The 26,232-nt window shown below is 69.8% G+C and carries 7 protein-coding genes; all 7 read right to left on the bottom strand.

Going from position 1 to position 26,232, the window contains the following annotated elements; genetic code table 11:
- Window positions 1–8: 8 nt before the first annotated feature.
- The 7 genes from NON19_RS15580 to NON19_RS15550 all read right to left on the bottom strand — a co-directional run bounded on the left by NON19_RS15580 (window position 9) and on the right by NON19_RS15550 (window position 26,196).
- The gene (locus tag NON19_RS15580; RefSeq protein ID WP_255928469.1) at window positions 9–1,220 is read right to left on the bottom strand and encodes a cytochrome P450; all 1,212 of its coding nucleotides are present in this window, start codon (window positions 1,218–1,220) and stop codon (window positions 9–11) included.
- A 54-nt stretch (window positions 1,221–1,274) separates the two neighbouring features.
- Window positions 1,275–2,726, bottom strand: coding sequence for a dTDP-4-amino-4,6-dideoxy-D-glucose ammonia-lyase (gene desII, locus NON19_RS15575; RefSeq protein WP_255928467.1), 1,452 nt, complete (start codon window positions 2,724–2,726; stop codon window positions 1,275–1,277).
- Window positions 2,727–2,777: 51 nt separating this feature from the next.
- Window positions 2,778–4,037, bottom strand: coding sequence for an activator-dependent family glycosyltransferase (locus tag NON19_RS15570; protein WP_255928465.1), 1,260 nt, complete (start codon window positions 4,035–4,037; stop codon window positions 2,778–2,780).
- A gap of 38 nt (window positions 4,038–4,075) precedes the next feature.
- The gene (locus tag NON19_RS15565; RefSeq protein ID WP_255928463.1) at window positions 4,076–5,290 is read right to left on the bottom strand and encodes a cytochrome P450 family protein; all 1,215 of its coding nucleotides are present in this window, start codon (window positions 5,288–5,290) and stop codon (window positions 4,076–4,078) included.
- Window positions 5,290–6,066 carry a thioesterase II family protein gene (locus NON19_RS15560; protein ID WP_303653786.1) on the bottom strand — a complete coding sequence of 259 codons (777 nt, stop codon included), beginning with the start codon at window positions 6,064–6,066 and terminating at the stop codon, window positions 5,290–5,292. The genes NON19_RS15565 and NON19_RS15560 overlap by 1 nt, the downstream gene beginning before the upstream one ends.
- 142 nt (window positions 6,067–6,208) lie before the next feature.
- Window positions 6,209–16,147: a type I polyketide synthase gene (locus NON19_RS15555; protein WP_255928461.1), complete on the bottom strand. Its 9,939-nt coding sequence runs from the start codon at window positions 16,145–16,147 to the stop codon at window positions 6,209–6,211.
- Window positions 16,148–16,188: 41 nt separating this feature from the next.
- On the bottom strand, window positions 16,189–26,196 hold the full coding sequence (locus NON19_RS15550; RefSeq protein ID WP_443729340.1) for a type I polyketide synthase: 10,008 nt from the start codon (window positions 26,194–26,196) through the stop codon (window positions 16,189–16,191).
- Window positions 26,197–26,232 lie beyond the last annotated feature (36 nt).

The raw sequence follows: 26,232 nt of genomic DNA, 5'->3' as shown, positions 1-26,232 counted from the left end.
TTGCTCAGTTACTGGTCCGACCAGGCCACCGGCAGCGCGTACACGCCGTACATGACCTTGTCGTCACGGGTGTCGATCTCCTCGGGCGGCACGGCGAGGCGAAGTCCGGGGAACCGCCGGAACAGCTCCCGGTAGCCGACCTTCAGCACGACCCTGGCCAGCTGCTGGCCGAGGCACTGGTGCGGCCCGTGGCCGAACGCCAGGTGCGAGGTGCGGCCGCGGGTGACGTCCAGCCGGTCGGGGTCGGGGCAGCACTGGGGGTCCCGGTTGGCGGCGGCCAGCGAGGCCACCACGATCTCCCCCTCGCGGACCAGTTCGCCGCCGACCCGCACGTCCTCCTTCGCGCCCCGGATCGTGCCGAGGTGCACGGTCGTCAGATAGCGCAGCAACTCCTCCACCAGGTTGTCCTGTGCCACCTGGTCGTCGCCGCGCAGCGGGGCGAGTTGGTCGGGTTCCAGCAGCAGTGCCAGGACGCCGAGGCCGAGCATGTTGGCGGCGGCGTCGTAACCGGCGAGCAGCAACGGCAGTGCCATCCCGGCGATTTCCTCGTCGGTCAACCCGTTGTCGCCGGTGACCAGGCCGCTGATGATGTCGTCGCCGGGCTGCTCGTGCTTGGCGCGCACCAGGTCCCGCAGGTAGGTGCTGAGACCCGCGACCGCGGCGTACAGCTCCGATGTCGGGGCGTCGCTGCTCATCAGGGTCTCCGAGACCTCCTGGAGGTACTCCCGGTCGTCGTAGGAGACACCGAGCAACTCGCAGATGACCAGGGCCGCGACGGGAAGTGCGAACGCCTCGACAAGGTCGGCCGGTTCGCCCACCTGCTCCATCACATCCAGCCGCCCGTTGACGATCTGCTCGACCCGCGGGATCAGTGCCCGCATCCGGCGGACGGTGAACTGCCCGGTGAGCAGCCGCCGGTAGCGGGTGTGATCAGGCGCGTCCATCGAGATGAAGTGACCGGGCGGCAGTTCGCCGCGCTCCTCCGGCGGTGTCGCCCTGACCGGTGAGGAGTGCCGGGCCAGATACGTGCTGAACCTCGGGTCTGCCAGTACCGCGCGGACGTCCTCGTACCGGGTCACCAGCCAGCCGACCGTGCCGTCCGGGAAGCTGAGCCGGCTCACCGGCTCCTCCTCCCGCAGCCGCCTGTACTCCTCGGGTGGGTTGAGGAGGTCGCTTCTTCTGGTCGGCAACGTCGCCGGCGCCGAGTGGGTGTCGGTCACGCTCTCGCCCCTTTCCTGAGGAGTCGTTGGGGTTCTTCTGTGTGGAACGGTGGGTCAGCGCAGGAAGCCGCGCACGTCCGCCCAGCCCGCCGCCACGTCGGCGGCCATCTGGTTGAGCCGGGCGGTGATCACCTGGTCGTAGCCGTCCAGGAAGTACTCGTCGCCGTCCATCGACTCGACCTCGCGCCGCTCGGTGACGAACCGCTCGACGACCTCGGTCAGGCTGGTGTCGGGGGTGACCCGCCCGGCGATGTAGCGGTCGGCGCCCTTCAGGTCGGGGAAGCCCGCCTCGCGGTAGAGGTAGACATCGCCCAGCAGGTCGACCTGGACGGCGACCTGCGGATGCGCGGTCGGGCGCATGGTCTGCGGACGGATCCGCAGCAGCTCCGCGTCGACGCCCATCCGCTGGCTCTCCAGCGCATAGCCGTAGTCGACGTGCAGCGTCGGGGTGTACGCGCGGACCCGTTCGTCGAAGGCGGCCAGCGCCTCCTGCATCCTCGCCCGTTCCTCCGCTGCCAGCTTGCCGTCGGGGCGCCCGCTGTAGTCCTCGCGCAGGGTCAGGAACTCCAGCGGCCGGTCGGGCGCCGCCGCGTTCAACTCGGCTATGTAGTCGACCAGATCGACCAGCCGGTGCGCCCGGCCGGGCAGGATGATGTAGCTGAGGCCGAGCCGCGGCGCGTCCTGTCGTTCCCGGCGCAGTTCCTGGAACCGCAGCAGGTTCTTCTTGACCCGGCTGAACGACGCCCGCTTGGTCGTGGTCGCCTGGTACTCCTCGTCGTTGAGGCCGTACAGCGAGGTGCGGATGGCGTGCAGGTCCCAGATGCCCGGCTGGCGGGACAAGGTCTGCTCGGTCAGCGCGAACGAGTTGGTGTACAGGGTGAGTTTGAGCCCCCGGCGCGCCGCCCGGCTGATCAGGTCGCCGAGGCCGGGGTTGGTCAGCGGCTCAAGGCCGCCGGACAGGTACATCCCCGACGGGTTGCCGGTCGGCATCTCGTCGATGATCGAGGCGAACATCTCGTTGCCACCGGCCACCGAGGAGTGCTCGTACTTCGCGCCGGTCACCCGGACACAGAAGTGGCAGCGGAACATGCAGGTCGGCCCGGGGTACAGGCCCACGCTGTTGGGGAACACGGGCTTTCCGTGCAGGGCGGCGTCGAGCGCGCCGACCCGCTCCACCGGAAGGACGGTGTTGGTCCAGTACTTGCCTGCCGGTCCCCGCTCCACCGCGGTGCGCAACTGCGGTACCCGCGCGAAGGTGTCGAGCAGCAGCCGGAACTCCCCCCGCCCGACGCCGAGCGCGTGCCGGGCCGCTTCGAGCGGGGTGAACGGCTCGGTGCTGTAGGTGCGGGCCAGCGAGACCAGGTGTCCCGCGAGCCGCTCCGCGTCGGTTTCGCCGGTACCGGCCGCTTCGCTCACCAGCGGCCGCAGCGCCGCGATCGCCGACGAGGGATCGGCCCCCGGCAGGGTGCAGGCCTCAATGACGCTCGGCTTGGAATGCAGATCCACCGGGCTACTCATGGCTTCAGGTGCCTTTCGTCGGTGCTTGGTGTGGTGTGCTCAGCAGGCGGTCCGGTGCTCGGCGGTCAGCCGTTCCAGCACCGGCACGAGTTCGCCCGGCGACGGCTCGGCGAGCACTTCTTGGCGCAGCCGCTCGGCCGCGGCCCGGAAGGAGGGTTCTTCGAGGACCCGTATCACCATGTCGCGCAGGCCCTGTGCGGTCAGGGTGTTCGGCCGGATGAAAAGTCCGGCGCCCAACTCCTCGATCTGCTCTGCCTTCAGCACCGTGTCGTACTGCTCGGCGAGCATGATGTGCGGCACCCCGGCGAGCATCGCGGTCGACCAGGTTCCCGCGCCGCCGTGGTAGATGATCGCCGAGCAGCTGGGCAGCAGCGCGTGCATCGGCACGAAGTCGACGATGCGGGTGTTGTCCGGCACCGTGGCCAGCAGCTCCCGCTGCGACGAGTCGAGGGTGGCCACCAACTCGATGTCCAGGTCGGCGGTCGCCTCGATCAGGTCGCTGACGCAGACCGCGTCCCCGCCCAGCACCTCGCGGGCGCTCACCCCGAGCGTCAGGCACACCCGCGGTCGCTTGGGCGGCTCGCGCAGCCAGTCCGGGATGACCGAGACGCCGTTGTAGGGCACGTAGCGCATCGGCACCACATGCTGGCCCAGCGGCAGCCGGGTGCTCTGCGGCGTCGAGTCGATGGTCCACTGGCCGGTGACCATCTCCTCGTCGAACTCGCAGCCGTAGCGGTCCAGCGTCCAGGTCAACCACTCGGCAAGCGGGTCGTCCCGGTGCTCGGGCGGCTGCTCGGCCTGCCGTTGCAGGAACAGCTTCCTGGCCCGGTACTGCACGTCCGGACCCCACAGCAGACGGGCGTGCGCCGCACCGGTCACCCGGGCGGCCACGGCTCCCGCGTACGTGAACGGCTCCCAGATCACCAGGTCCGGCTGCCACTGCCGGGCCAGCTCCACCAAGTCGTCGACCATGGTGTCGTTGACCTTGGCGTACATCAACGGAGTCATCATGGACTGCAGGCCGAGCGCGTAGTCCCAGGTCACGATCTCCGGCCGGGTCTCGGCGAAGTTGATCTCGGGGTGCTCGCTGTTGCGGTTGCTCTGCCGCTGCTCGAATTCCTGCACGGCATGGTCCACGCCGACCGGCACCGCGGGCAGTCCGGCCTGCGTGATCGTGTCGGTCAGCGCGGGCTGGCTGGCGACCAGGACTTCGTGGCCCGCGGCGCGGAACGCCCAGGCCAACGGGGCCAGCGTGTAGAAGTGCGTGTTGTGTGCGAACGAGGTGAACAGCACGCGCACCGGTTATCTCCTTTGACGTTCGGACGGCAGGGGCACGACTAGGCGGCGGTCACCGGCACCCGCGCAATGGCGCGGCTGACCGGTGCCCTCCTACGTCGCACAATCGGCCCGTCCTGCCGGAGTCGGGGCAACCGGTCGAGCAGCAGGCGAAGCGCGACCTCGGCCTGCAACCGGGCTAGCGGGGCGGTCAGTTCGTGGTGCGCTCCCCCCAACAGGGCAGCCGATTCGGCACGGTGCGGGTCGAAGCGTCCTGGATCGCAGAAGACCTCCGGGTCCCGGTTGGCGGCGGCCAGCAGCACCACCAACTGGCTTCCTGCGGCGATGAGTTGGCCGTCGATCCGCACGTCCTCGCGGGCGACAAGGCTCCGCAGGTGCACCGGCGGATCGTGGCGCAGCGTCTCGTCGATCACCTTGGACAGCAGGCCCGGATCGGAGCGCACCTCCTCGCACCGCGCGGGATCGGCCAGCAGCGCGAGTGCCGCGTTGCACACCAGGCTCGACGTGGCCGGGATGCCGGTGACGGCCAGCAGCACCGCCACCGCGAGCGCGTCGTCGGCCGCCTCGTCTCCACCGGCCGCCGCGACCTCGTCGAGCAGGCCGGTGTCCGGCCGGGCGGCGAGTTCTCCGCGCAGCCACCGCAGCGCGGTGATCAGGGCGCGGGCGGGCGCGAGTTGCTGCGGGCACACCTCGGCGTCCAGCGCGGTGCCGAGCGCCGGGCAGTGCTCGGCGAAGCGCGCCCGGTCCTTCGTGGGGACGGCGAGCAGTTCGGCCAGCACGCCGACGGCGAGCGGGGTCGCGAAGTCCGCGGCGAGGTCGAACTCGGCGCCGAGCCCGTCGAGCAGGGCGCCGCCCACCCGCTCCGTCAGCGTCCGGTACCGCTCGACCGCCTGTGGCCCGAGCAGCGTGGCGGTGCGCTCGCGGAGCCGGTCGTGCGCCGTGCGGTCCAGCCCCAGGAACGAGTCGTCCAGCGCCAGCACGTGCTGGGCCGCGGTGCCGCCGTCCGCCGTGCGGGCGTCGAAACGCGGGTCCGCCAGGACCTGCGCGGCCAGGGCGTGGCCGGTGCACACCCAGCTGCCCAACGGGCTCTGGTACAACCGCCCCTGTTCGCGGGCCAGTTCGTAGTGCGGGTACGGGTCGTCCGCCTGGGCACGCAGCAACAGCGCGTAAGGGTCGCCGAACATGCCGACGTACCACTGGGTGCCGCGAACCAGCTGCATCATGCCGCCGAGTTCGCTGTCCGTCAGATTACTCATTACGCCCCCGGCCAATGGGAATCCGCCGCGAGCAGCTTCCCGGAAATCTGGTCACAAACAGCTTCGCGATGTGTGTTCAGGTAGAAATGGCCACCGCTGAAAACCTTCAGGTCGAATTCCCCAGAGGTGTGCTCACGCCAGGCCTGCGCATCCTCGATGGTCACTCTGGGATCCACGTCGCCGATGAACGAGGTGATCGGGCAGGACAGCGGCGGACCCGGCTGATAGACATAGGTCTCGATCGCCCTGTAATCGCCGCGGATGGCGGGCAGCGCCATCCGCAGGATTTCCTCGTCGGCCAGCACCTGGCTGTCGGTTCCGGCCAGGCTCCGCACCTCTGCGATGAGCCCGGCGTCATCGCGCTGGTGGACCAGTTCCTGGCGGTGGATCGACGGCGCGCGACGGCCGGACACGAACAGGTGAGCGGGTACGACACCGGCCTCCCGCTCCAGCATCCTCGCCACCTCGAAGGCCAGCACCGCGCCCATGCTGTGCCCGAACAGGGCGGGCCGGGCGCCCGAGATCGGGCGCAGCACTTCGAAGACCTTACGCGCGAGCGCCAACAGGTCCTCCGCACAAGGCTCTTTGAGCCGATCCTGGCGCCCCGGATACTGCACCGCGCGCACCGCGAGCGCCGGTGACAGCTGCCGGGAGACCGGGAAGTAGAAGCTCGCCGAACCACCCGCGTGCGGTAAGCAGGTGAGCGTGGCCGCGCCCGGCGGCGCGGGATGGAACTCCCGCACCCACAGGCTCGTGAACTCGTCGAAAACCGCCATCACCGCTCCCCCGTTTCAACGCACACCGGCCGTCCCAGCGGTTTAGGCAGGCCGGTTCCCCACATACTCGCAAACAGCTTGGCGAAACCGTTCACGGATGCTTCGGATGAGTTTGTACGGTCGATCAGGAACGGACGACCCATCATACGGATTCCGCCAACCACTGGTTAATCGACCCCGCTGTCACGCTAGCGTACTCCGCCATCATGGTGAAGTGGTTTCCTGGCACATCCACCGTTGTGTGAGCGAAGTCCCAGGACGATCGCCAGTCACGTTCTCCGGACCATTCGGCCATCGGCTCGCTGGCCCGGACCAGCAGCGTGGGCGCCTTTGTTGCGAACCGCTTCCTGGTGGCCAGGAATTGGTCGTACGCGCCCATCGCGGTGAGTCGGAAGTCGTCCATGGGCACATACATCGACTCCCGTTCGAACGTCCACCGTGCCAGGTCCTGCTGCCATTCCACGAGCAGTTCCAGATCGTCCGTCGAGTAGATGTCGGCCAGCACCACCGCGGCCGGGGCGGTGCCGGTCTCCTCCAGGTGGCAGGCGAGCGCGTTGGCCATGGTCGCCCCGCCGGAGTGCCCGAACAGCACGAACGGCCTGCCACCGGTGTGCTCGCGCACCGCCTCCGCCTGTAGGCGCAGCGCGTCCTCAAGGCTCGCGGGCAGCGGTTCGTCCCTGCCGTAGCCGGGCAACGGCAGCGCGGAGACGTCCCGCACACCGCGCATCGCCGAGGCGAACCTGGCGAACTCATGCGGCCCGGCGATGGCCGCGGTACCACTACAGCAGATCAGCTCCGGCTCCGCGGGTCCTTCCGCCAGCCGTACCAGCGTCGGCGGCCGCAGCGCCGACGTCGCGTCGAACCTCGGCCGGAACCGGGCCGCGTCCGCCAGCAGCGTGACGAAGTCGGAGAGCGTGCCCTGCTCCACCGACTGCCGGTACAGCGTCCCGAGGAACCCGGGTGCCCCGCCTCCCGGCCTCGCCACCTCGGCCCCGATCCCGGCCAGTTGGGCGCGCAGGAAGTCCGCCAGCGCACCGAGGGTGGGGTGGTCGAAGGTCAGGGTCGCGGGGAGCGTGAGACCGGTGGCGGCGGCGATCCGGTTGCGGAGTTCGACCGCGGTGAGCGAGTCGAAGCCCAGCTCCAAGAACGCCTGATCCGGCTGGACCCGATCAGCGGACGGGTAACCGAGCACAGCGGCCACCTCGGTGCGCACCACCTCGCCCAGTGCTTGGCTCCGTTCGGCTTCGGACAACCCCGCCAGGCGCTCGACCAGCGGCACACCGTCCGACACCGGCTCCGCGGCGTCCACCGGCCGGGTCGGCAGCAGCCCGTCGAGCAGCGGACTCGGCCGCAGTGCGGTGAACGCCGGGCCGAAGGCCGCCCAGTCGACGTCCGCGATGACGACGGCCGGATCGGTCCGCCCCACCGCCTCCCGTAGCCCGACCAGCGCCAGTTGCGGAGACATCGCGGGCAGTCCGCCACGGCGCAGCCGCTCCTCGTGCGCTCCGTCCGCGGCCATGCCCGCCTCGGCCCACGGCCCCCAGGAGATCGACGTGGCCGCCAGCCCGTCCGCCCTACGCTGCTCGGCCAACGCATCCAAGTACGCGTTCGCCGCGGCGTAGTTGCCCTGGCCCGCCGCGCCGACCGTGCTGGCGAACGACGAGAACAGTACGAAAGCAGACAGGCCGCGGTCGCGGGTCAGCTCGTGCAGGTTCCGCGTCGCGTCCACCTTGGGCCGCAGCACCCGGGCCAGCTGCTCGGCGGTGAGCGAGTCCAGCAGCTCCGGCTCCAGCACACCGGCGGCGTGCACCACCGCGGTCAGCGGTGGGCCGCTCAGCCCGGCGAGCAGCGCGCGCAAGGCGCCGGGGTCCGCCGCATCGCAGGACGCGACGGTGATGTCGATGCCGAGCCCGGTCAGCTCCGCAGCCAGCTCCGCGGCGCCGGGGGCGCTTTCGCCCTGGCGGCTGATCAGCGCCAAGTGCTCGGCTCCGTTCCCGGCCAGCCAGCGCGCGACCTGGGCACCCAGCGCGCCGGTACCACCGGTCACCAGGACGGTGCCGGTCGGCCGCCACGCCTCAGCCGGTGCCGCGGTGGCACGTCGCAGCCTGCGGGCGAAAACCCCGGACGGGCGGATCGCCAGCTGGTCCTCATCGGTTCCGGCCAGAACGGCGACCAACCGGTCCAGCGCCCGGTCGTCCAGCACGCCGGGTAGGTCCACCAATCCGCCCCAGCGCTGCGGGTGTTCCAGCGCGGCCACCCGGCCGAGCCCCCACACCTGCGCCTGCGCCGGATCCGCCAGCCGCTCCGCGCCACCGACGGCGACCGCGCCACGGGTCAGGCACCACAGCGGCGCGTCCCACCCGTTGTCGCCGAGGGCCTGCAGCAGCGCCAGGCTGGGCTGCACCGTCCCGGTCACCGCGAGCAGCGACAGCACTCCGGCCGGGGCGTCCTCCCCCACGGCGGTGCGTAGCCGTTCGGCGAGCCGCTCTCGGTCGACATAGGTGGTGCGCAGCTCGACGCGGATCGTTTCGGCGCCGCGCTCGGCCAGAGCGTGTACCACGGAGGCGGTGAACTCCTGCTCCTCGGTGGGCAGTACCACCAGCCAGCGGCCGGACAGTGAAGCGATCGCCGACGCATCCACCGGCTGCCAAGTCACCTGGTACCGCCAGGAGTCCACCGTGGACTTCTCCCGACGGGCCTTGCGCCACGCCGACATGGCAGGCAGCACCGCACTCAACGGAGCGTCCGGATCAACCGACAACGCCTCCGCCAAACTCTCCTGCTCCACCGCATCCCAGAACCCGGCATCCACCGAGTCCTCCAGCACCGCAGCGTTCCCCACCGGAACATCCGGCCAGTACCGCTCCCGCTGGAAGGCATACGTCGGCAGATCAACCCGCCGACCACCCCCCAACGCCCGCGCCCAATCCACCACCACACCACGCACGAACGCCGCGCCAACCGCAGCCAGCAACGAGCGGACCTCACCACGGCCCTTACGCAAAGCCGCCACCGCCGCCACACCATCCCCGGCGCAACACTCCCGCACCAGCGCACTCAACGCACCATCAGGACCCAGCTCCATGAACGTCGCGACACCCTGGGCCTCCAACTCCGCAATGCCATCAGCGAAACGCACCGTCTCGCGGACATGGCGAACCCAAAACTCCGCAGTACCGATCTCCTCGACACCGACCACAGCACCGGTCAGGTTGGAGACGATCGGGATCCGCGGCGCCTGATACGACAACCCCGCCGCCACCGCACCGAAGGCCTCCAACATGCCGTCCATATGCGGCGAATGAAACGCATGACTCACCGGCAACCGCTTGGCCTTACGACCCCGCCCCTCAAAGACGGAAGCGATCTGCAAGACCTTGGGCTCATCCCCCGCGACCACCACCGACATCGGCCCGTTGACCGCGGCAATGCTCACACCCTCAACCAGCAGCGGCGCAACCTCATCCTCCGCCGCCTGCACCGCCACCATCACACCACCCGAAGGCAGCTCCTGCATCAACCGGCCACGAGCCGCCACCAACACACACGCATCCCCCAGCGACAACACACCCGCCACATGCGCCGCCACCAACTCACCAACCGAATGCCCAGCCAGGAAATCCGGCCGCAGCCCCCACGACTCCACCAACCGGAACAACGCCACCTCAACCGCGAACAACGCAGGCTGCGTATACGCCGTCTGATCCAGCAACCCCGCATCGTCCCCGAACACCACCTCCCGCAACGGACGAGCCAGCTCGGCATCAAACCGCGCACACACCGCATCAAACGCATCCGCGAACACCGGATAGGCCGCATACAACTCACGCCCCATCCCCACCCGCTGCGACCCCTGACCGCTGAACAAGAACGCCAACCGGCCCTCGGACACCACATCACGCACCACCCCAGGCGCCACCTCGCCCGAAGCCAACGCGACAAGCCCCTCACGGAACCCGGAAGCATCCCGCGCCACAACAACCGCGCGATGCCCCAACGCGGCACGCGTCGTCGCCAACGAGAAACCCACATCAACCAGGCCCAACCCCGGCGAAGAGTCCACGAACGACACCAACCGCGCCGCCTGCCCACGCAACGCAGCCTCACTCCTACCCGACACCACCCACGGCACCACATCAGCAGGAGACGCCGCCTCAACGACCGTTTCGACTGTGGTCGTTGGCTGCTCGATGATGACGTGCGCGTTGGTACCGCTGATGCCGAACGACGACACCCCGGCCCGGCGCGGTTCGCCGGTCTCCGGCCATGGCGTCGCCTCGGTGACCAGCGAGACCGCGCCCGCCGACCAGTCGACTTCGGAGGTCGGCCGGTCCACGTGCAATGTCTTGGGCACCAGGCCGTGCCGCATCGCCTGCACCATCTTGATCACGCCTGCCACACCGGCGGCGGCCTGGGTGTGCCCGATGTTCGACTTCAGCGAACCAAGCAGCAACGGCCGCTCGGCAGGCCGCTCCTGGCCGTACGTGGCCAGCAACGCCTGCGCCTCGATCGGGTCACCGAGCACCGTGCCGGTGCCGTGCGCCTCCACCACGTCGACCTGCCCGGCCGACAGGCGGGCGCTGTGCAGCGCCTGCCGGATCACCCGCTGTTGCGAGGGGCCGTTGGGCGCGGTCAGCCCGTTGCTCGCACCGTCCTGGTTCACCGCGGAGCCACGCACCACGGCCAGCACCGGGTGCCCGTTGCGGCGGGCGTCGGACAGCCGCTCCACCACGAGGACGCCGACGCCTTCACCCCAGCTGGTGCCGTCCGCTGCGGCGGCGAACGACTTGCAGCGCCCGTCCGCGGCCAACCCACGCTGGCGGCTGAACTCGACGAACATCCCGGGGGTCGACATCACCGTCACCCCACCGGCCAGCGCCAACGTGGACTCGCCCTGCCGCAGCGACTGGCAGGCCAGGTGCAAGGCCACCAACGACGAGGAACACGCCGTGTCGACCGTCACCGCAGGGCCTTCAAGGCCGAACGTGTAGGAGATCCGACCGGACACCACACTGCCCGCGTTGCCGGTCAGCAGATAGCCGTCGGCGGCGTCGGGGGTGGACATCAGCAGTGCCGCGTAGTCCTGGCCGTTCGCTCCCGCGAACACTCCGGTCCGGCTGCCGCGCAATGTGGACGGATCGATGCCCGCACGTTCGAAGGCTTCCCAGGAGGCCTCCAGCAACAGTCGGTGCTGCGGATCCATGGACAGCGCCTCGCGCGGCGAGATTCCGAAGAACGTCGGGTCGAACTCGGCCACGTCGTAGAGGAACCCGCCCTCGCGGGTGTACGAGGTGCCCGACTGTCCGTCGCCGAACAGGCCGTCGATGTCCCAGCCGCGATCCATCGGCACCAGGGAGATCGCGTCCTCGCCGTCGGCCACCAGTCGCCACAACTCGTCGGGAGTTCGCACCCCGCCAGGGAAGCGGCAGGCCATTCCGACGATGGCGATCGGCTCGTCGTCACCAAGTGCGGTGGCTGACGGCGCCGAGGTCAGCACGATCGCCTGTGTCCCGGCCGCCTCGCCCACCTCGGCCAGCAGGAAATCGGTGAGCGCCGAGGGGGTCGGGTAGTCGAAGACCAGCGTCGTCGGCAGCTTCAGCCCGGTCGCGGCGGCCAGCCGGTTGCGCAGGTCCACCGCGGTCAGTGAATCGAAGCCCAGCTCGCGGAACGCGCGGTCAGCGGCGACCAGCTCGTCCGGACCGTGCCCGAGCACGGCAGCGACATGGCCGCGCACCAACTCCAGTACGGCGCGTCGCCGCTCGGCCTCAGACATGCCGGACAACCGGGCACGCAGGACGGAATCGCCTGTACCGGTCTCGATTCGCGCGTCGGCGAGTGCCCGGACTTCCGGCAGGTCACCGATGAGCGGGTTGGGCCGGGCGGCGGTGAATCCGGGCGCGAACCTGGTCCAGTCCACATCGGCGACCGCGAGCAGCGTCTCATCATGATCCAGCGCCTGTTGCAGCGCGGCGATCGCCATCGCGGGCGCCATCACTGGCAGCCCACCACGGCGCAGCCGGGCACCGACCGCCGCGTCATCGGCCATCCCGCCGTCCGCCCACGGCCCCCAGGCGATCGCGGTCGCCGACAGCCCGGCGGCCCGGCGGCGCTGCGCCAGCGCCTCCAACGCCGCATTGGCCGCAGCGTAGTTGCCCTGCCCGGCCGCACCCAGCGTGCTGGCGAACGAGGAGAACAGGACGAAAGCGTCGAGATCCTCGGTGAGTTCGTCCAGGTTCAGCGCGCCCCGGATCTTGGGCCGCAGCACCGCGTCCAGCCGTTCCGGGGTGAGCGCTTCGAGCACACCCGAGTCCAGCACCCCAGCCGCGTGTACCACCGCCCGGATCGGCGCGACCTCTCCGGCCGCCTGGATCACGGAGGCGAGCACGGCCTTGTCGGTGACATCGCAGGCCGCGATGGTCACCTTGGCACCGAGCCCGGTCAGCTCGGCCTCAAGTTCCGCGGCCCCCTCGGCGGCGCGGCCACGACGGCTCAGCAACACCAGATGCTCGGCACCACTACTGGCCAGCCATCGCGCGACGTGGCCGCCCAACGCACCGGTACCGCCGGTGATCAGCGTCGTGCCACGCGGCTTCCAGGCCCGCCCCGCAACCGTCCCGGCGCGGGCGCGAACCAGGCGACGTACGAACACGCCCGAACCGCGCACGGCCAGCTGGTCCTCGTCACCGGCGCCGCACAGCACTCCGGCCAACCGGCCGAGCGCCCGCTCATCAAGTACCTCGGGCAGGTCGACCAAACCGCCCCAGCGCTGCGGGCGTTCGAGTGCGGCGACCCGGCCGAGGCCCCATACCGCGGCCTGCAACGGGCTGGTCACCCGGTCCGAGGAACCGGTCGAGACCGCGCCTTGAGTGGCACACCACAGCGGCGCCTCGATGTCGCTGTCCCCCAGCGCCTGCACCAGCGCCAGTACGGTGTCCACCCGGTCGGCCAGCAGCGACAGCACTCCCGTCGGTGCGCCCTCCGCGGCGATCACGCGCAGTTGGTCGGCCAGTATCTGCCGGTCGGACCGCTCGTCCACGGTCAGGAGGGTGACCTTCGCGCCGTGCCCGCTCAGCGCTCCGGCCACCGTGTCCACGAGTTCGTCCCCGGCCGGTGCGACCAGCAGCCACGTACCGTCCAGCTGTTGCCGCAACGGGCCGGTCAGCGGCTGCCAACTCTCCCGGTAGCGCCAGGACTCCACGGTGGACTGGTCCCGACGGTTGCGGCGCCATGCGGACATGGCAGGCAGCACCGCGCTCAGTGGAGCGTCGCCGTCCACATTGAGTGCGCTAGCCAGGGCTTCCAGGTTCTCCCGCTCAACGGCATCCCAGAACTGCGCATCCACCGGATCCACGGCGGCCCCCGCCTCCGGGGCAACTGCCTCCAGCCAGTAGCGCTGGCGTTGGAACGCGTATGTCGGAAGGTCGACGCGGCGGGCGCCGGGGAAGACGGTCGGCCAGTCGACGCTGGCACCGTGCACATGGGCCTCGGCCAGCGACAGCAGGAAGCGGTCCAGGCCGCCCTCATCACGACGCAACGAACCCAGGGCCACGAGCTCTTCCGATGTTTCCTGGATACCCATGGTCAGTACCGGGTGTGCGCTGGACTCCACGAACAACCGGTGCCCCTGCTCCGCCAACAGGCGAACGGTCTCCTCGAACCGGACCGTCTGCCGCAGATTGCGGTACCAGTAGTCGGCATCCAGCACACGGGTGTCGATCCGCTCCACGCTCACCGTCGAGTAGAACGGCACCTCGGAAGTGCGCGGAGTGATATCGGCCAGGACCGTCAGGAGTTCGTCGCGGATCTCCTCCACATGCGCCGAATGCGACGCATAATCCACCGGAATCCGGCGCGCCCGAACCCCCAACCCCTCACACTCGGCGAGCAGTTCATCAAGGGCATCGACATCACCGGAGACCACCACCGAGCCCGGCCCGTTCACCGCAGCAACAGAAATCCGACCACCCCAACGCTCCACACGCCCAGTAACCTCGGCGACCGGCAGCGAGACCGACACCATCCCACCCCGGCCCGACAACGCCAGCAACGCCTTGCTACGCAACGCCACAACCCGCGCCGCGTCCTCCAACGACAACGCACCAGACACGTACGCGGCCGCGATCTCACCCTGCGAATGCCCCACCACAGCGGCAGGCTCCACCCCATACGAACGCCACAACGCCGCCAGCGACACCATCACCGCAAACAACACAGGCTGAACAACATCAACCCGCTCCAACGCCGCCGCATCACCCAACACATCCAGCAACGACCACTCAACAAACGGCGCCAACGCCCCCGCACACGCCCGCATCGACTCCGCAAACACCGACGACGAGCCCAACAGACCCACCGCCATACCCACCCACTGCGAACCCTGACCCGGAAACACAAACACCGCACGGTCACCGGCACCAGCCACACCCTGCACCACACCCGGCGCCGCACCCGCCTCCGCCAACGCGGCCAAACCAGCACGGAAGCCAGCCACGTCAGCCGCAACCACCGCAGCGCGGTACTCGAACCTGGATCGCGATGCGACCAGCGAGTGCCCCACGTCCGCGGGCCTCAACTCCGGCGTCGAGTCCACGAACGCCAACAGCCGTGCCGCCTGCGCACGCAACGCCTGCTCGGTCTTGGCGGAGAGCACCCACGGCATCACACCCGCCGACTCCACAGAGTCGACCTCTTCGACTGGCGGCGCCTGCTCCAGAATGGCGTGCGCATTGGTGCCGCTCACCCCGAACGAGGACACACCCGCGCGGCGTGGCTCGCCGGTCCGCGGCCACTCGGTGGGCTCGGTGAGCAGCGAGACCGCCCCGGCGGACCAGTCGACCTGCCGGGACGGCTCGTCCACGTGCAACGTCTTCGGCAGCACACCGTGTCGCATCGCCTGCACCATCTTGATCACACCGGCCACACCGGCGGCGGCCTGGGTGTGACCGATGTTCGACTTGACCGCGCCGAGCAGCAACGGCCGCTCGACGGGCCGATCCTGGCCGTACGTGGCCAGCAGCGCCTGCGCCTCGATGGGATCACCGAGCCGGGTGCCGGTGCCGTGCGCCTCCACCACGTCTACTTGCTCGGCGGTGAGTTGGGCGTTCAGCAGCGCCTGGCGGATCACTCGCTGCTGCGCGGGGCCGTTGGGCGCGGTCAGGCCGCTGCTCGCACCGTCCTGGTTCACCGCGGTGCCGCGCACCACGGCCAGCACCGGATGCCCGTTGCGCTGGGCGTCGGACAACCGCTCCACCAGCAGCATGCCGACACCTTCGCCCCAGCCGGTGCCGTCGGCCGCGTCCGCGAAGGCCTTACACCGCCCGTCCGCCGCGAGACCGCGCTGGCGGCTGAACTCCACGAAGATCGCTGGGGTGGCCATGATCGTGGCGCCTCCGGCCAGCGCCAGTGTGCACTCCCCCTTGCGCAGCGACTCGCAGGCCAGGTGCAACGCCACCAGCGAGGACGAGCAGGCGGTGTCGATGGTGACCGCTGGCCCCTCCAGGCCGAGGGTGTAGGCGATGCGTCCGGACGCGACGCTGCCCGAGTTGCCGGTGCCTATGTAGCCCTCGACGCCCTCCGGCAGATCGACCAGTCGAGTCGCGTAGTCGTGGTAGATCACCCCGGCGAACACGCCGGTCCTGCTGCCCCGTACCGTTGCGGGGTCGATGCCCGCACGCTCGAATGCCTCCCAGGACGCCTCCAGCAGCAACCGCTGCTGCGGGTCCATCGCCAGCGCCTCGCGCGGCGAGATCTCGAAGAACGCCGGGTCGAACTCACTCGCGTCATGCAGGAACCCACCCTGCCGGGTGTACGACTTGCCCGCGCTGTCGGGATCCACGTCGTACAGGTCGTCGACGTCCCAGCCACGGTCCGGCGGGAACGAGGAGATGGCGTCGCCACCGTCGGCCACCAACCGCCACAGGTCCTCGGGCGAGTTGATGCCGCCCGGGTAGCGGCAGCTCATGCCGACGATGGCGATCGGCTCGACCGCGGCGTCCTCGACCTCGCGCAGGCGCTGCTTGGTCTGCCGCAGGTCCGCGGTCACCTGCTTGAGGAAGTGACGGAGTTTGTCCTCATTGGACATAGATAGTTCCTTTCCTGGGGAAGTTCCGGATTCGCCGTTGATCAAGAAATCCCGAACTCCTTGCCAATGAGGTCGAACATCTCGTCGTCGGTGGCGGTGTCCAGATCGGCCTCCGCCTCGGCATCGGGCTCGCCGCCGTCGGTCCAGCTGGCCATCAGCGCCTTGAGCCGGACCGTGATCTGACCGCGGGCCTCGTCGTTCGCGGTGAACGCGGCCAACTCGCCCTGGAGTCTGGCCAGTTCGGCGAGGAGCGGCGCGGCCGAGTTCGCCGTGTCCGGCACGATCTCCGCGGCCAGGTAGCGGGTGAGGGCAACCGGCGTCGGATAGTCGAACACCAGCGTTGCGGGCAGCCGCAGCCCGGTCGCCACGTTCAGCCGGTTCCGCAGCTCCACCGCGGTCAGCGAGTCCAGACCCAGCTCAAGGAACCCGCGCCCGGCGTCGATGGCGTCTGGCGAGGCGTGGCCCAGCACCGCGGCCACCTGGCCACGCACCAGGTCGGTCAGCACCCGGTCGCGTTCGGCTTCCGCCAGGCCGCCGAGCCGCTGGCGCAGCGAGGCCGCGTCCGGTACGGAACCGGCGTCGACGGTCCGCCGTGCGGGGGCGCGCACCAGTCCACGCAGCAGCGCGGGCACGGCGTCGGTGGCCCGCAGCGCCGCCGGTGTCAGCCGCACCGGCACGAGCAGGGCCTCGTCCAAGCCGATGGCGGCGTCGAACAGGGCCAGGCCCTCGGCCGTGGACAGTGCGGCCATGCCGCCGCGTTCGAGCCGGTCGATCTGCTCGTCCGCGAGGTGGGCGGTCATCGCACCGCGCTGCGCCCACAGGCCCCAGGCCAACGAACTGGCCGCCAGCCCGCTCGCCCGGCGACGCTGGGCGAGCCCGTCCAGGAACGCGTTAGCCGCCGCGTAGTTGCCCTGCCCCGGGCCACCGAAAGTCGAAGCCGCCGAGGAGAACAGCATGAACGCGGCCAGGTCCATGTCCTCGGTCAGCTCGTGCAGGTGCAGAGCCGCGTCCACCTTCGGCCGCAGTACCGCGTCGACCCGCTCCGGAGTCAGCGACTCGATCATGCCGTCGTCCAGCACCCCGGCGGCATGCACCACCGCGGTCAGCGGATGCGCCTCAGGAATGTTCGCGACCAGCGCGGCGAGTTGGTCCCGGTCGGCCGCATCGCACGCGGCCATCGTGACTGTCGCGCCCAGCTCGGTCAGCTCGGCGCACAACTCGGCCGCACCGGGCGCGTCCATGCCCCGCCGACCGGCCAACACCAGCCGCCGGACGCCGTGTTCGGCGACCAGATGCCGGGCCACCAGCCCGCCGAGCGCACCGGTGGCACCGGTGATCAGCGCGGTGCCAGCAGGATCCAACGCACGCGGCACGCCGTCGGAGGCCACGGCCCTGGCCAACCGGGGTGCGTACAGCCTGCCCTCGCGCACCGCCAGTTGTGGCTCATCGGTGCCCAGCGCGGCCGCAAGCGCCTGGTAGGAGGCATCGTGCTCGTCGAGGTCCAGCAGCACCAGCCGGTCCGGATGCTCGGCCTGCGCGGACCGGATCAGTCCCCAGACCGCGGCGTGCGCCAGGTCGGGCACGTCCTCACCAGGGCGGGTGGCCACCGCTCCGCGGGTCACCAGCACCAGGCGCGACTGCGCGAACCGCTCGTCGGCAAGCCACCGTTGGACCAGCCCCAGCACCTTGTGTGTCGCCAGGCGCACAGCCGAAGCCGTGTCGGCGGCGTCCGTGACGGAGTCGACGGTGCACGGCGCGAGCACCACGGCGGGCACCGGCGCCGCGTCGAACGCGGCCAGGTCGGCGAATGCGTCCACCTGAAGCGCGGCGGCCTCCAGGGCGGCGCCGAACTTCTCCTGGTCCGCGCCGAGCACGCCCCATCGGTCCTCGGCGACTGCGGGCAGCGCCGGTACGACGGCCCAGTCGACCCGGAACAGCGAGTCATGCCGGACCTCCCCCGCGGCACGCAACTGCTCGGCGGTGACCGGCCGCAGCACCAGGGAGTCCACCTCCGCCACCGGCTGGCCGAGCGTGTCCATCACGGCGAGGGACACCGAATCCTCGCCGCTGGGCGAGATCCGTACCCGCAACGCGGCGGCGCCGACAGCCCGCAGCGACACCCCACTCCACAGGAACGGGAGCCTGCTTTGGCCGGACTCGCCAAGGAAGCCGCCCAAGCCGACCGCCTGCACAGCGGCGTCCAACAGCGCCGGGTGCAGGCCGAACCTGCCCGCGTCAGACCGACGTTCCTCGAGCAGCGCGACCTCCGCGAAGACCTCGTCACCCTGCCGCCAGGCCGCGCGCAGGCCCTGGAACACCGGGCCGTAGTGGTAGCCGGTGCCAGCCAGTCGGTCGTACAGGTCATCGAGTTCGATCGGCACGGCACCCGCGGGAGGCCAGACACCGCCGAAGTCGGCAGGGGCCGCCGGGACATCCACGGCCAGCACTCCGCTGGCATGCCGCACCCACGCGCCGCCTTCCTCGGGCCGCGAGTGGATGCCCAACGTGCGTCGCCCGGACCCGTCCGACTCGCCCACGGAAAGCCGGAGTTGGCGACCGTCGCGTTCCGGCAGCACCAGCGGCGCTTCCAGGGTCAGTTCCTCCAGGTGGGCGCAGCCGACCTGGTCACCGGCGCGTATCGCCAGCTCCACGAAGGCGGTGCCCGGTAGCAGAGTCGAGCCCATCACCGCGTGATCGGCGAGCCACGGATGGGTGGCCAGGGACAGCCTGCCGGTGAACACCAGCCCGTCGGAGTCCGGTAGCTCCACGGCGGCTCCCAGCAGCGGATGGTCCGCGGAGCCCAGGCCCGCCGAGGCCACGTCGCTAGCCGTCGCGGGGGCGTCGAGCCAGTAGCGCTGGCGTTGGAAGGCGTATGTCGGGAGGTCGGTACGGCGGGCGCCGGGGAAGACGGTCGGCCAGTCGACGCTGGCACCGTGCACATGAGCCTCGGCCAGCGACAGCAAGAAGCGGTCCAGGCCGCCCTCATCACGACGCAACGAACCCAGGGCCACGAGCTCTTCCGATGTCTCCTGGATGCCGACGGTCAGTACCGGGTGTGCGCTGGACTCCACGAACAACCGGTGCCCCTGCTCCGCCAGCAAGCGAACGGTCTCCTCGAACCGGACCGTCTGGCGCAGGTTGCGGTACCAGTAGTCGGCATCCAGCACACGGGTGTCGATCCGCTCGACGCTCACCGTGGAGTAGAACGGCACCTCGGAAGTACGCGGAGTGATATCGGCCAGGACGGTCAGGAGTTCGTCGCGGATCTCCTCCACATGCGCCGAATGCGACGCATAATCCACAGGAATCCGACGCGCCCGAACCCCCAACCCCTCACACTCGGCGAGCAGTTCATCAAGGGCATCGACATCACCGGAGACCACCACCGAGCCCGGCCCGTTCACCGCAGCAACAGAAACCCGACCACCCCAACGCTCCACACGCTCAGCGACCTCGGCGACCGGCAGCGAGACCGACACCATCCCACCCCGGCCCGACAACGCCAGCAACGCCTTACTACGCAACGCCACAACCCGCGCCGCGTCCTCCAACGACAACGCACCAGACACGTATGCGGCCGCGATCTCACCCTGCGAATGCCCCACCACAGCGGCAGGCTCCACCCCATACGAACGCCACAACGCCGCCAGCGACACCATCACCGCAAACAACACAGGCTGAACAACATCAACCCGCTCCAACGCCGCCGCATCACCCAACACATCCAGCAACGACCACTCAACAAACGGCGCCAACGCCCCCGCACACGCCCGCATCGACTCCGCAAACACCGACGACGAGCCCAACAGACCCACCGCCATACCCACCCACTGCGAACCCTGACCCGGAAACACAAACACCGCACGGTCACCGGCACCAGCCACACCCTGCACCACACCCGGCGCCGCACCCGCATCCGCCAACGCGGCCAAACCAGCACGGAAGCCAGCCACGTCAGCCGCAACCACCGCAGCCCGATACTCAAAAACCGCACGACCCACAGCCAACGACAAACCCACATCCGCTGGACTCAACCCCGAAGCAGAGTCCACAAAGGCCAACAGCCGGGCCGCCTGCGCACGCAACGCAGCCTCACTCTTACCCGACACCACCCACGGGACAGGCGCGTCGCCCACCTCGGCCCCGGCCGCCTCAACAACAGGCGCCTCTTCGAGGATCACATGCGCGTTCGTCCCGCTGATCCCGAACGACGACACCGCAGCCCGCCGCAGCCGCCCCGTCTCCGGCCACTCAACCTGCTCGGTCAGCAAGGACACCGCACCGGTAGACCAATCGACCTGAGGTGTCGGCTCGTCCACATGCAGTGTCTTGGGCAGCACACCATGCCGCATCGCCAGGACCATCTTCATCACCCCGGCCACACCAGCGGCGGCCTGCGCGTGCCCGATGTTCGACTTCAACGATCCCAGCCACAACGGGCGTTCACGATCCTGGCCGTACGTCGCCAGCAACGCCTGTGCCTCAATGGGGTCACCGAGGGAGGTGCCGGTGCCGTGCGCCTCCACCACATCCACATCCGACGCACCAAGCCCGGCGTTCGCCAACGCCTGGCGGATCACCCGCTGCTGCGAAGGACCATTCGGCGCCGTCAAACCGTTCGACGCACCATCCTGATTCACCGCCGAACCACGCAACACCGCCAACACCGGATGCCCATTGCGGCGCGCGTCGGACAACCGCTCCACCAAAAGCATCCCGACGCCCTCGGCTAGAGCAAAGCCGTCCGCCGTCGCCGCAAAGGCCTTGGAACGTCCGTCCGAAGCCAGCCCGTTCTGACGGCTGAACTCAAGGAACATGTCCGGGGTCGACATCACCGTCACACCACCGGCCAACGCCAGTTCACACTCACCCTGCCGCAACGCCTGCGCCGCCAGATGCAACGCCACCAACGACGAGGAACACGCCGTGTCCACCGTCACCGCAGGGCCTTCGAGACCGAACGTGTACGAAACCCGGCCCGACAACACACTCGCACCGTTACCGGTCGCCAGATAGCCGTCCAGGCTCTCCGGCGCGCCCTGGAGCAGTGGGGCGTAGTGCTGGCCGTTGGTCCCCGCGAAGACGCCAACCGGCCGTCCGCGCAAGGAGCCCGGGTCGATTCCGGCCCGTTCGAAGGCTTCCCACGATGTCTCCAGCAGCAACCGGTGCTGCGGGTCCATCGCCAACGCCTCACGCGGCGAGATACCGAAGAACGCCGGATCGAACTCCGCCGCGTCGTGCAGGAAGCCGCCGTGCCCAACATAGGAGGTCCTAGCGCGCTCGCCGTCCTGGTCCACCAGCTGGTTGAGGTCCCACCCGCGGTCAGTGGGGAACTCGCTGATGGCATCCGTGCCCGCGGCGATCAACTGCCATAGCTGCTCCTCCGAGGAGACCCCGCCCGGAAAGCGGCAGGCCATTCCGACGATGGCGACCGGTTCGTCGTCCACCACAGAGACGGCCCGGACGCTTGCAGCCGTCGCCGGGGCACCGAGCACCTCGGTCTTCAGGTGGTCGGCGAGGGCGGTGGCCGTCGGATAGTCGAAGATCAAGGTGGCCGGAAGTTTCAGACCGGTCGCCGCGTTCAGCCGGTTGCGCAGGTCGACCGCGGTCAGCGAGTCGAAACCGAGTTCCAGGAAGGCCCGGCCGACCTCGACCGCTTCCGGCGTGGCGTGGCCCAGTACCGCGGCGACGTGGCCACGCACCAGTTCCAGCACGATCCGGTCGCGTTCGAGATCGGTCTTGCCGACCAGTCGCTGGGCCAGCGGGGAGCCCTCAGCGCCTGCGGGCTCGTCCTCTTCCGACAGTATTCGGCGCACCTCGGGCAGCCCGCCGATCAGCGGGCTCGGCCGTACCGCGGTGAACCCGGCGACGAACCGCTCCCAATCCACATCGGCGAGAGCGACGAAGGTCTCGTCGTGGTCGAGAACCTGTTGCAGCGCGGTCATCGCCAGGTCAGGGGCGATGGCACGCAGGCCGCGGCGGCGGAGGAAGTTGAGGAAGGCGTCCTCGGTGTCCTCGCCGCTGTCCCATGGGCTCCACGCCACCGAGGTCGTCGGCAGTCCACGGGCACGCCGACGCTGGGCCAGCGCGTCGAGGTAGGCGTTGCCCGCCGCGTACGCGCCCTGACGGCCACTGCCCCATACCCCGGCCACCGCGGAGAAGAAGACGACGACCGCGTCCGGGGCGTGCTGGTCCAGCAGATCGTCCAGCTGTGCCGCCATGGCCGCCTTGGCGGCGACCACCTCGGCGAACTCGGCCGGAGTGGTCTCGGCCAGCGGCGCCTGGTCGAGCACGGTCGGCGCGTGCACCACCGCAGTGGGCGGCGTCGCCAGCAGATTCTCCAGCGTTGTGCGGTCGTCGGGCTCGCAGGGCACGATTGTCACGCGAGTGCCCGCGCTGACCAGCTCGGCCTCCAGTTCGGCCGCGCCTTCCTCGACCGGGCCGGCCAGCACCACGTGTTCCGCGCCGTTCCCGGCCAGCCATCGTGCGGCCTGCGCGGCCAGCGGGCCGGTGCCGCCGGTGACCAGTACGGTGCCGGACGGCCGCCACGTCCTTGCCGGGGCGCGATCGGCCAGTGGGGTGTGCTCCAACCTACGCCCGTACAACCCCGCAGGGCGTACGGCGAGTTGGTCCTCGCCGCCATGTCCGGCGAGCACTCCGACCAGTCGCCGCCGCGCCGGTTCGTCCGCGTCCACCGGCAGATCGATCAAGCCACCCCAGCGTTGCGGATGTTCGAGGGCGGCCACCCGGCCGAGACCCCACACCTGGGCTTGCACCGGACTGTCCGGTCCCTCCTCGGCCGCGACGCCCACCGCACCACGGGTCGCACACCACAACGGCGCGTCGATCCCGGCGTCGCCAAGCCCCTGGATCAGCGAAACGGTGTTCGCCACTCCCGCCGGGCTTCCATCCAGCGCCAGCAAGGACAGCACGCCTTCCGGCATGGCACCGCTCAACAGCTCGACGATGGACCCGCGTTCGGCCTCACCGTTCAGCTCGACGCTGGTGACGTCGGCGCCCGCGGCTTCCAGGGTCGCCACCGTTGCGGCGCCCCACTGACCGGCGCCGTCTGCCGGGTGCACCACCAGCCAGTTCCCGGACAGCACAGGGGATGCCGGTTCGGGCAGTCGCTGCCAGCCGATCCGGTAGCGCCAAGAGTCCACGGTGGACTTGTCACGGCGGGTGCGGCGCCATGCCGACAGCACCGGGAGCACCGCTTCGAGTGCGGCCTCGTCGTCGCCGCGCACGTCAAGTGCGTCCGTCAGCGCTCGAAGGTCCTCGCCTTCCACGGCCGCCCAGAACCGCGCATCGGCTGGGTCCACCGACACTTCGGCCGCCGGGGCATCCGCGTCCAGCCAGTAGCGCTGGCGTTGGAAGGCGTATGTCGGGAGGTCGACGCGGCGGGCGCCGGGGAAGACCGTCGGCCAGTCGACGCTGGCACCGTGCACATGGGCCTCGGCCAGCGACAGCAAGAAGCGGTCCAGGCCGCCCTCATCACGACGCAACGAGCCAATCGCCGTTACCTGCTCGGACGTTTCCTGGATGCCCATCGCCAGTACCGGGTGTGCGCTGGACTCCACGAACAACCGGTGCCCCTGCTCCGCCAACAGGCGAACGGTCTCCTCGAACCGGACCGTCTGCCGCAGATTGCGGTACCAATACTCAGCATCCAACGAGACGGTGTCGATCCGCTCCACGCTCACCGTCGAGTAGAACGGCACCTCGGAAGTGCGCGGAGTGATATCGGCCAGGACCGTCAGGAGTTCGTCGCGGATCTCCTCCACATGCGCCGAATGCGACGCATAATCCACCGGAATCCGGCGCGCCCGAACCCCGTCCGCCTCCGCTTCGGCAAGCAACTCCTCCAGCGCATCGACATCACCGGAGACCACCACCGAGCCCGGCCCGTTCACCGCAGCAACAGAGACCCGACCACCCCAACGCTCCACACGCCCAGCGACCTCGGCGACCGGCAGCGAGACCGACACCATCCCACCCCGGCCCGACAACGCCAGCAACGCCCGACTACGCAACGCCACAACCCGCGCCGCGTCCTCCAACGACAACGCACCAGACACGTATGCGGCCGCGATCTCACCCTGCGAATGCCCCACCACAGCGGCAGGCTCCACCCCATACGAACGCCACAACGCCGCCAGCGACACCATCACCGCAAACAACACAGGCTGAACAACATCAACCCGCTCCAACGCCGCCGCATCACCCAACACATCCAGCAACGACCACTCAACAAACGGCGCCAACGCCCCCGCACACGCCCGCATCGACTCCGCAAACACCGACGACGAGCCCAACAGACCCACCGCCATACCCACCCACTGCGACCCCTGACCAGGGAAGACAAAGACAACCTTGCGGCCGCCAACCACACCCTGCACCACACCAGGCGCCGAACCCGCCTCCGCCAACGCGGCCAAACCAGCACGGAAGCCAGCCACGTCAGCCGCAACCACCGCAGCCCGATGCTCAAAAGCCGCACGACCCACAGCCAACGACAAACCCACATCCGCCGGACTCAACCCCGCCGCGGAGTCCACAAAAGCCAACAGCCGAGCCGCCTGCGCACGCAACGCAGCCTCACTCTTACCCGACACCACCCACGGCACTACACCCGCCGACTCCACGACCTCGGTCTCTTCGACTGGCGGCGCCTGCTCCAGGATCGTGTGCGCGTTGGTTCCGCTCACGCCGAACGACGACACCGCGGCCCGCCGTGGCTCCCCGGTCTGCGGCCACTTGATTTGCTCCGTCAGCAGGGACACCGCGCCCGCAGACCAGTCGACCTCGGACGTCGGCTCGTCCACATGCAGCGTCTTCGGCAGCACACCGTGCTGTAGCGCCATGACCATCTTGATCACGCCGCCCACGCCTGCCGCGGCCTGCGTGTGCCCGATGTTGGACTTCAACGAGCCGAGCCACAATGGCCGTTCACGGTCCTGGCCGTACGTGGCCAGCAGCGCCTGCGCCTCGATGGGATCACCGAGCCGGGTGCCGGTGCCGTGCGCCTCCACCACGTCGACCTGGTGTGCCGACAGGCGGGCGTTCTCCAGAGCCTGCTGGATGACACGCTGCTGCGCAGGGCCGTTGGGCGCGGTCAGTCCGTTCGACGCGCCGTCCTGGTTGACCGCGGAACCACGCACCACGGCCAGCACCGGGTGCCCGTTGCGACGCGCGTCGGACAGGCGCTCCAGGAGCAGCATCCCCACTCCCTCGCCCCAGCCGGTGCCGTCGGCGTCGGCGGAGAACGCCTTGCAGCGGCCGTCCGGGGAGAGCCCGCGCTGGCGGCTGAACTCGATGAACGAGCCGGGGCTGGACATCACGGTGACACCACCGGCCAGCGCCAGCGTGCATTCGCCCTTGCGCAGCGACTGCGCGGCCAGGTGCAGGGTGACCAGCGAGGACGAGCAGGCGGTGTCCACCGTGACCGCAGGCCCCTCCAAGCCGAGGGTGTAGGCCACCCGGCCGGACGCGATGCTGCCCGCGCTGCCGTTGCCGAGGTAGCCCTCCAGGCCCTGCGGCACGACACTCAGCCGGGCCGCGTAGTCGTGGTACATCATCCCGGCGAACACACCGGTCCTGCTGCCCCGCACCGAGGCCGGGTCGATGCCCGCCCGTTCCAGCGCTTCCCACGAGGTCTCCAGCAGCAGCCTGTGCTGGGGGTCCATTGCCATGGCCTCCCTGGGGGAGATCCCGAAGAAGGCAGGGTCGAACTCGGCAGCGTCGTAAAGGAATCCGCTTTCCCGGACATACGTGGTGCCAGGATGGTCCGGGTCCGGGTGGAACATGCCATCCACGTCCCAACCGCGGTTGTCGGGGAACGCCGAGATGGCGTCGGTTCCCGACGTCACCAACCGCCACAGGTCCTCCGGCGAGCCGACGCCGCCGGGGTAGCGGCAGGCCATGCCGACGATCGCGATCGGTTCCTGCTCCCCTGCCTCGACCTCCGCCAGGCGCTCCCGTGTGTGCTGCAGATCGGAGATGGCCCGCTTGAGATAGCTGCGGAGCTTGTCTTCATTAGTCAGTGACACTTCGACTCCCTTGGGGCGTCCGGAAATCCACGGTGG

This window comes from Streptantibioticus rubrisoli (assembly GCF_024436055.1).
Taxonomy (GTDB): Bacteria; Actinomycetota; Actinomycetes; order Streptomycetales; family Streptomycetaceae; genus Streptantibioticus_A; species Streptantibioticus_A rubrisoli.
This window is presented reverse-complemented; position numbering and strand designations above follow the sequence as displayed.